This is a genomic window from Thioclava sp. UBA3469 (assembly GCF_002378135.1).
Classification (GTDB): Bacteria; Pseudomonadota; Alphaproteobacteria; order Rhodobacterales; family Rhodobacteraceae; genus Thioclava; species Thioclava sediminum.
This window is the reverse complement of sequence record NZ_DFRG01000145.1, coordinates 1-6,419: the sequence shown is the minus strand read 5'-3', so window position 1 is coordinate 6,419 and position 6,419 is coordinate 1. Positions and strand designations below refer to the sequence as shown.

Here is a 6,419-nt window from a genome sequence, read left to right as displayed (position 1 = left end):
CTTCACGGTGGCGTCGTTGGCGACCACCATGACCTCCTGGCCCTGCACCCGACCGATGCCGGCGATCACGCCCGCACAGGGCGCGGCATTTCCATACATGTCATGCGCCGCCGTCGCGCCGATTTCCAGGAACGGCGAGCCGGGATCCAAGAGCCCCGCCACCCGTTCGCGCGGCGCCATCTTGCCGCGCGACAGGTGCCGCTCCAGCGCAGCGGGACCACCGCCAGCCGCTGCCTGTGCAGCCGCGTTTTCGATCTGCGACAGCGCGTCGAGATGCGCCTTGCGATTGGCCTGAAAGTCCTCCGACGAGGTCAGGGCCTGCGATAACAGTTTCATTCCATCCTCCCCAAATCGCGCAGTTCCAGCGCGCGTTGCGCCGTACGCTCGAGGTAGCATTGCGACGCCACGACCGTGCGGATCGTGCCGTCCTTCCAAATCTCGTAGAGCAGCCCGCAATCGGCGTCGCGATACTGCCCCCACGCGCTTTGCGCATCGAGCAGCTTGTTGGCGAGCTCCGTGCCGCCCTGCTCCAGCAGACGGGCGCGCGCCGCCTTGTATTGCGACTTCGCGATATCGTCCCAGACCTGCGCCTCGCCTTGCAGGCAAGCCGAGATGCCAAGCGTCGTATCGCCGCCCGGCTGACCCTGACAGGTAGCGGCCGCCTCGCCGATACAGGCGGGATGCGTATCCTTCGCCCCGTCGAAACAGGCGCGCACCGCATCCGGATCGACGCTCGGCTCCTGCGCCAGGGCGGGTGTGGCACAGATCAGTGCCGCGACGATTGATAGCCCTTTCATTGGGTATCTCCTTCAAGCTGCTCGGCGCGCGCGATCAGGCGCAGCGCCTGCGCTCCGGTCAGTTGCATTTCACATTGCGATCCGGCCGGGCCGGCCCCCGAACCGCCGCCCCAAGTCGACATTTCATAGGTGCAGGACGCATCGCGATAGGCGATCCATGCGCGCTGCATTTCTTTCAGCGCAGGCACCTGCGGTGGCGCGGCGGAGCCCAGCTCTTTCAGTTCCGCATCCATCTTGCCGTCCTGCGCGACGATCGTCTGATAGGCCGCATTCAGGCGCGCGTCCCAATCGTCTCGTTCTGCACCGAAACAAAAGCCCATGCCCGCATTGCTCGACCCGGCATTGTCGACGGTCATGCAATGTGCAGCCCCAAGCCCGATACAGGCGCTGCGCGCGGGTCCGTTTTTAGCTGCGAGACAGGCCGTGATCACCTGCGGATCATAGGTGACGGGAATGCCTTCGGCGCGCGCGGCAGTGGCCGATAGGCCCAGCATGGCGACAGCGATCATCCAAAGCGTCTTCATTGCGCCCCTCCCTTGCCTTGAGCGGACAGCGTCTCGGCCCAATCGCGCAATTCCAGCGCATGTTCGGCGGTCTTGCGCATTAGGCAGCGCGCCTCGTCCGCCTCCGCACCCTCGTCCTGCAGCGCAGCCCCATAGGCGCAGGCGCCATCGCGGTAGCGCGCCCAGGCGGCTTCCGCCTCGCCCAGTTGCGCGCCTTGCAATCCGGACGGTGACTTGCCCGCCACGATTTGCGCCGCGTCACTGGCCGCCGCCGCTTGGCGCAAGCTGTCGAGGGCTGTCGCCGCATGGTCGGACCAGAGGGCGCGCTCGGCATCATAGCAGGCGCGGCGGTCGGTGGGGCTGGCATCGTCGCCTATGCAATTCTCCGCCGATTTGCCGATGCAGGAGGTGGGGGCGCCCGCGCTCGACAGGCAGATCTCCAGCGGGGCCGGATCGAAATCCGCCCCTGCCCCTTGGGCTTGTGCCGCCAGAGGCGCTGCAAGCCCGATCAGGAGGAGAGCGCCCGCTCGCATCAGACGGCTCCCATGATCTCGCGACCGATGAGCATCCGGCGGATTTCCGAGGTGCCCGCGCCGATCTCCATCAGCTTCGCGTCCCGGAACAGGCGCGAGACGTTGGAGTCGTTGAGGAACCCGGCGCCGCCAAGGGCCTGCACCGCCTGATGCGCCTGCACCATCGCCTGCTCGGACGCATAAAGCACGGTGGCAGCCGCATCCTGGCGCGTCACCGCGCCACGATCGCAGGCCTTCGCGACCTCGTAGGTATAGGCGCGCGCGGTGTTCATCGCGACATACATATCGGCGATCTTGCCCTGCATGAGCTGGAAATTCCCGATCGGCTGGCCAAACTGTTCGCGCTCCTTGCAATAGGGCACGACCTCGTCGAGGCAGGCCATCATGATGCCGGTGCCGATGCCCGAAAGCACCACGCGCTCGTAATCGAGCCCCGACATCAGGACGCGCACGCCGCGCCCCTCTTCGCCCAGCACGTTCTCGAACGGCACTTCGCAATCCTCGAAGAACAGCTGTGCCGTGTTCGAGCCGCGCATGCCGAGCTTGTCGAAATGCTTGGAGGTGGAGAAGCCCTTGAAATCCTTCTCGACGATGAAGGCGGTGATGCCCTTGGAGCCCGCTTCCGGGTCGGTCTTGGCATAGACCACGAGCGTATCGGCATCGGGGCCGTTGGTGATCCAGTATTTATGGCCGTTGAGCACGTAATAGCCGTTGCGCTTTTCGGCCTTGAGCTTCATGCCGACCACATCCGAGCCTGCGCCGGATTCCGACATCGCAAGCGCGCCGACGGACTGGCCCGAAATCAGGCCGGGCAGGTATTTCTTCTTCTGCTCATCCGAACCGTTCAGCTTGATCTGGTTCACGCAGAGGTTGGAATGCGCGCCGTAGCTGAGCGCGATCGAGGCCGAAGCCCGCGCGATTTCCTCGGTGGCCACGACATGGGCGAGATAGCCCATCCCTGCCCCGCCAAATTCCTCCGACACGGTGATCCCGAGCAGGCCAAGCTCGCCCATCTCGGTCCAAAGCTCGTTCGGAAACTCATTATCCAGATCGGTTTTGGCCGCGATCGGGGCCACACGCTCGGACGCCCAACGGCGCACCATATCGCGCAGTGCGGCGATATCCTCGCCCAGATCGAACTCCATCGAACCTGCGAACATCGGATCTCCTCCCCCGGTTTATTGAACGCACGTTCATTTATGCGCAATTGCCGAGTCGGGTCAAGGCCCGTGGGCTGGGACGCGGGCAAACGACGCAGCGGCACCGGCCAGATGGCACAGGGGCTGGTCACTTGCAGTGATTGCCGCCACAAAGAGACCTGAGAGCTTGGAAACCAACGGGAGCGCAGATGGGCCAGCCACGTCATATCGTGATCGGAGCGGGGATCGTGGGCACGATGACCGCATGGGCGCTGGCCCGTCGCGGGTTGCCGGTGACGGTGATCGACCGCCTGCCCGGCCCGGCGGAGCTGTGCTCGCGCGCGAATGCCGGGATCGTCTCGATCGGCCATGCGAGCGCCTGGGCGGGGCCGGATGCCTTGCCGCAACTGCTGCGCGCGATGGCGGGGCGCAATCCCGGCGTGAAGCTGACCGCGCCCTTCGATCCGGCGCTGTGGCGCTGGGGGACGACCTTCCTGCGAAACTGCACCGGGGCCGCGCAGGCACGCAATACCGCGCGGATGATGCGGCTGGCCGAGACCGCCCGCGCCGCCCTGCCCGACATGGCGCAGGAGCTCGGGCTGGACGCGCTGATCCGCTTCGAAGGTGGGCTCTATCTTTATAACGCAACCGCCGAGATCGACGCACATGACGACGGGCGGCTGACGCGGATCGACCCGGACTGGCTGGCCGAGAACGATCCGCTCTTGGCAGAGGCGGGTTTTGCGGGCGGGTTCCTCTCGCCGATGGATGCCGCGGGGAACTGCCACGAGGTGACCCGCGCCGCCGCCAAGGCCCTTACCGCCAAGCACGGCGTGCAGTTTCGCTACAACAGCGCGGTGACCGGCTTCACGCAGGCTCATGGCAAGATCACCGGGGTCAACCTCGCCGACGAGACGCTGCCCGCGGCGCAGGTGATCCTCGCCGCCGGGATCGAGACGCCCGATCTGGCGCGGCCTCTGGGCTTTGCGCCGGATATCTACCCGGTGAAGGGCTATTCGGGGACGTGGGAAGTCCGAGACCCGAGCCGCCTGCCCCGCCACCCTTATATCGACGAGGCCGCGATGCTGGCTGTGGCCTCTTACGGTGGTGTCTTGCGGGTGACCGCGATCGCAGAATTCGCCGGGCGCGACCGGACGCTGCGCGAGGATCGCACAAAGGTGCTGACCGATTACGTTGCCGCGCGTTTCGGCGATGCGGTGAGCGATGCGCCGCCCGTGCTGTGGACCGGGCTGCGGCCCTCGACCCCGCATGGCCCGCCGTTCCTTGGTCGGGTGAAGTCTTACGACAATCTGTGGGTCAATGCGGGCCACGGGCAGTTGGGCTGGACGCTCTCGGCGGGCTGCGGTGCGCTACTGGCCGATGCGATCACCGGTGCCGCCAATGGACCGCGGGAGGTGTCGGCCCCGGCGCGCTGGCTGGCGCCTCTGTGAGACTCGTGACTTTGAAGGAGACGACATGAGCCCGAAAATCATCCCCTATGAGATCGCTGAAAAGCTGGACTGGCCCGGCGCGATAGCTGCACTGCGCGCAGGCCATACGCGCCCGAAGGCGGAGTTGGGCGATACGTTTCTCGGGCCCTCTGACGCGGTCTTGCTGAGCCGCGCGGCCTACATTCCGGGGCTGGGCTACGGGGTGAAATCCTTCACCGTCTGCGACGGCAATGCGCAGGTGGGACTGCCGACGGTGCAAGGCGCGATGGTGGTGTTCGAGCCCGAGCATGGCCAGCCCATCGCCATCGTCGATTGCCCGCTAGTGACCGAGTTCAAGACCGCCGCCGATTCCGTTCTGGGCGCGCAGCTTCTGGCCCGGCCCGACAGCCACCGACTGCTGATCGTGGGGGGCGGCCGGGTCGCGCGCTCGCTGATCGCGGCCTATGCGGCGGGCTTTCCGGGGCTGACGGAGATTACGCTCTGGACGCGCCGCCCCGAGCAGGCACAGGAACTGGCGGAGGGCCCTGCCCCCGAGGGCATCAGCCTGCGCGCGGTGACCGAACTGGCCGAGGCGGTGGCGGAGGCCGATATCGTCAGCAGCGCCACGATGGCGCGCGCGCCAGTCCTGCAGGGTGCATGGGTAAAGCCGGGCACCCATGTCGATCTGATCGGAGCCTATAAGGCCGATATGCGCGAGGCCGACGATGCGCTGATCTCGACGGCAAGCCTCTTCGTCGACAGCCGCGACACCACGCTGGGCCATATCGGCGAGTTGCTGATCCCGATCCGCGAGGGGGTAATCACGCCCGAGGCGGTGAAGGCGGATCTCTACGACCTGATCGGCGGTGCGCGCGGGCGGGAAAGCGCCGAGGAGATCACGCTCTACAAGAATGGCGGCGGCGCGCATCTCGACCTGATGATCGCCGACTGGATCTCGCGCGCGGGGTAAGGGTCAGCGCGCCGCCTCTTCAGGTCTCGGCCTCTTCGCGCAGGATACGCGCGATCTGGGCGGCGTCATCCGTCGAGAAAGTCAGCGGCAGGCGCAGGTCCAGCAGCGTCGCCAGCACCGCATCGGTGCGCGGCAGGTTCTGCGCCTCGGCGTAACGCCAGCTGTCATGGCGCGAGGTGAAGCCCGCGGGCTCATCCGCGCCGAACCATTTCAGCTCGACCCCGCGGGCCGCAGCCCGGGCGACGAAATCCAGCATCTCGGGGGCGGAGCGTCCCGGCAGGCGAAACTGGAAAGACGAGCCGACATAGCTCTCGGCCTCGGGGCGCTCGATCAGCGCGATCCCCTCCGCCCCGGCAAGCCCGGCTTCGACCTCACGGTAGAGCGCATTCCAGCGCGCCACCCGATCCGCCAGCGTCGACAGTTGCGGACGCAGGATCGCGGCGCGCAGATGGTCCATCCGGCCCGAGACATTGGGCGTGTCGTATTTCAGCCCCTCGAACACCTCCGCGCCGGGCGCGGCCCGGTGGCGCTCATAGAGCATGTAGCTGCCCGAGAGCAGGATCATCCGCGCCGCCAGCTCGGCATCGTCGGTCACGATCAGCCCGCCCTCGCCCGAATTCATGTGCTTGTAAGTCTGGGTCGAATAGCAGCCGATCGCGCCATGCCGCCCCGAGTGAACCCCGGCCCATGTCGCCCCCATCGTATGGGCGCAATCCTCGATCACCGTTAGATCATGGTCGCGCGCAATCTCCATCAGCGCATCCATGTCGCAGATATGGCCGCGCATATGCGACAGCATCAGCACCCGCGCCTGCGGGGCTTTCGCCGCCAGATCGTCAAGGTCGATGGTCAGCTGGTCGGTAACCTCAACCAGCACGGGCTTGCCACCGACCGCCGCGATCGCGCCGGGCACGGGGGCGAGCGTGAAGGCATTGGTCAGCACCGGATCGCCCGGCCCCACGCCCACGGCGCGCAGCGCGCAGCCCAAGGCATAGCCACCCGAGGCCACCGCAAGGCAATAAGGCGCACCGGTCAATCCAGCGAATT

At 66.7% G+C, this 6,419-nt stretch carries 8 protein-coding genes; 2 read left to right on the top strand and 6 right to left on the bottom strand.

Annotation, left to right across the window (positions count from 1 at the left end; genetic code table 11):
• From B3D39_RS11560 to B3D39_RS11540, 5 genes are all read right to left on the bottom strand, one after another.
• The coding region (locus B3D39_RS11560) for a carboxyl transferase domain-containing protein (RefSeq protein WP_286789709.1) at positions 1–336 on the bottom strand (336 nt) is incomplete at its 3' end.
• Positions 333–797, bottom strand: coding sequence for a lysozyme inhibitor LprI family protein (locus B3D39_RS11555; protein ID WP_078570246.1), 465 nt, complete (start codon positions 795–797; stop codon positions 333–335). The genes B3D39_RS11560 and B3D39_RS11555, both read right to left, overlap by 4 nt.
• Positions 794–1,321, bottom strand: a complete 528-nt coding sequence (locus tag B3D39_RS11550) for a lysozyme inhibitor LprI family protein (protein ID WP_274963550.1) — start codon at positions 1,319–1,321, stop codon at positions 794–796. The genes B3D39_RS11555 and B3D39_RS11550 overlap by 4 nt, the downstream gene beginning before the upstream one ends.
• Entirely contained in the window at positions 1,318–1,833 is a 516-nt protein-coding gene (locus tag B3D39_RS11545; RefSeq protein WP_274963549.1) for a lysozyme inhibitor LprI family protein, read from the bottom strand. Before B3D39_RS11545 ends, B3D39_RS11550 begins: the two co-directional genes overlap by 4 nt.
• Complete coding sequence (locus B3D39_RS11540) at positions 1,833–2,993, bottom strand: isovaleryl-CoA dehydrogenase (protein ID WP_274963548.1); 1,161 nt, start codon at positions 2,991–2,993, stop codon at positions 1,833–1,835. The genes B3D39_RS11545 and B3D39_RS11540 overlap by 1 nt, the downstream gene beginning before the upstream one ends.
• Positions 2,994–3,181: 188 nt before the next feature.
• Here B3D39_RS11540 and B3D39_RS11535 point away from each other — a divergent pair, with 188 nt between their 5' ends.
• Together B3D39_RS11535 and B3D39_RS11530 are read left to right on the top strand one after the other, a co-directional pair.
• A complete protein-coding gene (locus B3D39_RS11535; protein ID WP_274963547.1) occupies positions 3,182–4,423 on the top strand; it encodes an FAD-dependent oxidoreductase in 1,242 nt (413 codons plus the stop codon).
• 25 nt (positions 4,424–4,448) lie between these two features.
• Positions 4,449–5,372: an ornithine cyclodeaminase family protein gene (locus tag B3D39_RS11530; RefSeq protein WP_274963546.1), complete on the top strand. Its 924-nt coding sequence runs from the start codon at positions 4,449–4,451 to the stop codon at positions 5,370–5,372.
• A gap of 19 nt (positions 5,373–5,391) precedes the next feature.
• On the opposite strand, the gene B3D39_RS11525 is transcribed toward B3D39_RS11530, so the two are convergent.
• On the bottom strand, positions 5,392–6,419 hold a 1,028-nt coding region (locus tag B3D39_RS11525; RefSeq protein WP_286789708.1), incomplete at its 5' end, for a DegT/DnrJ/EryC1/StrS family aminotransferase.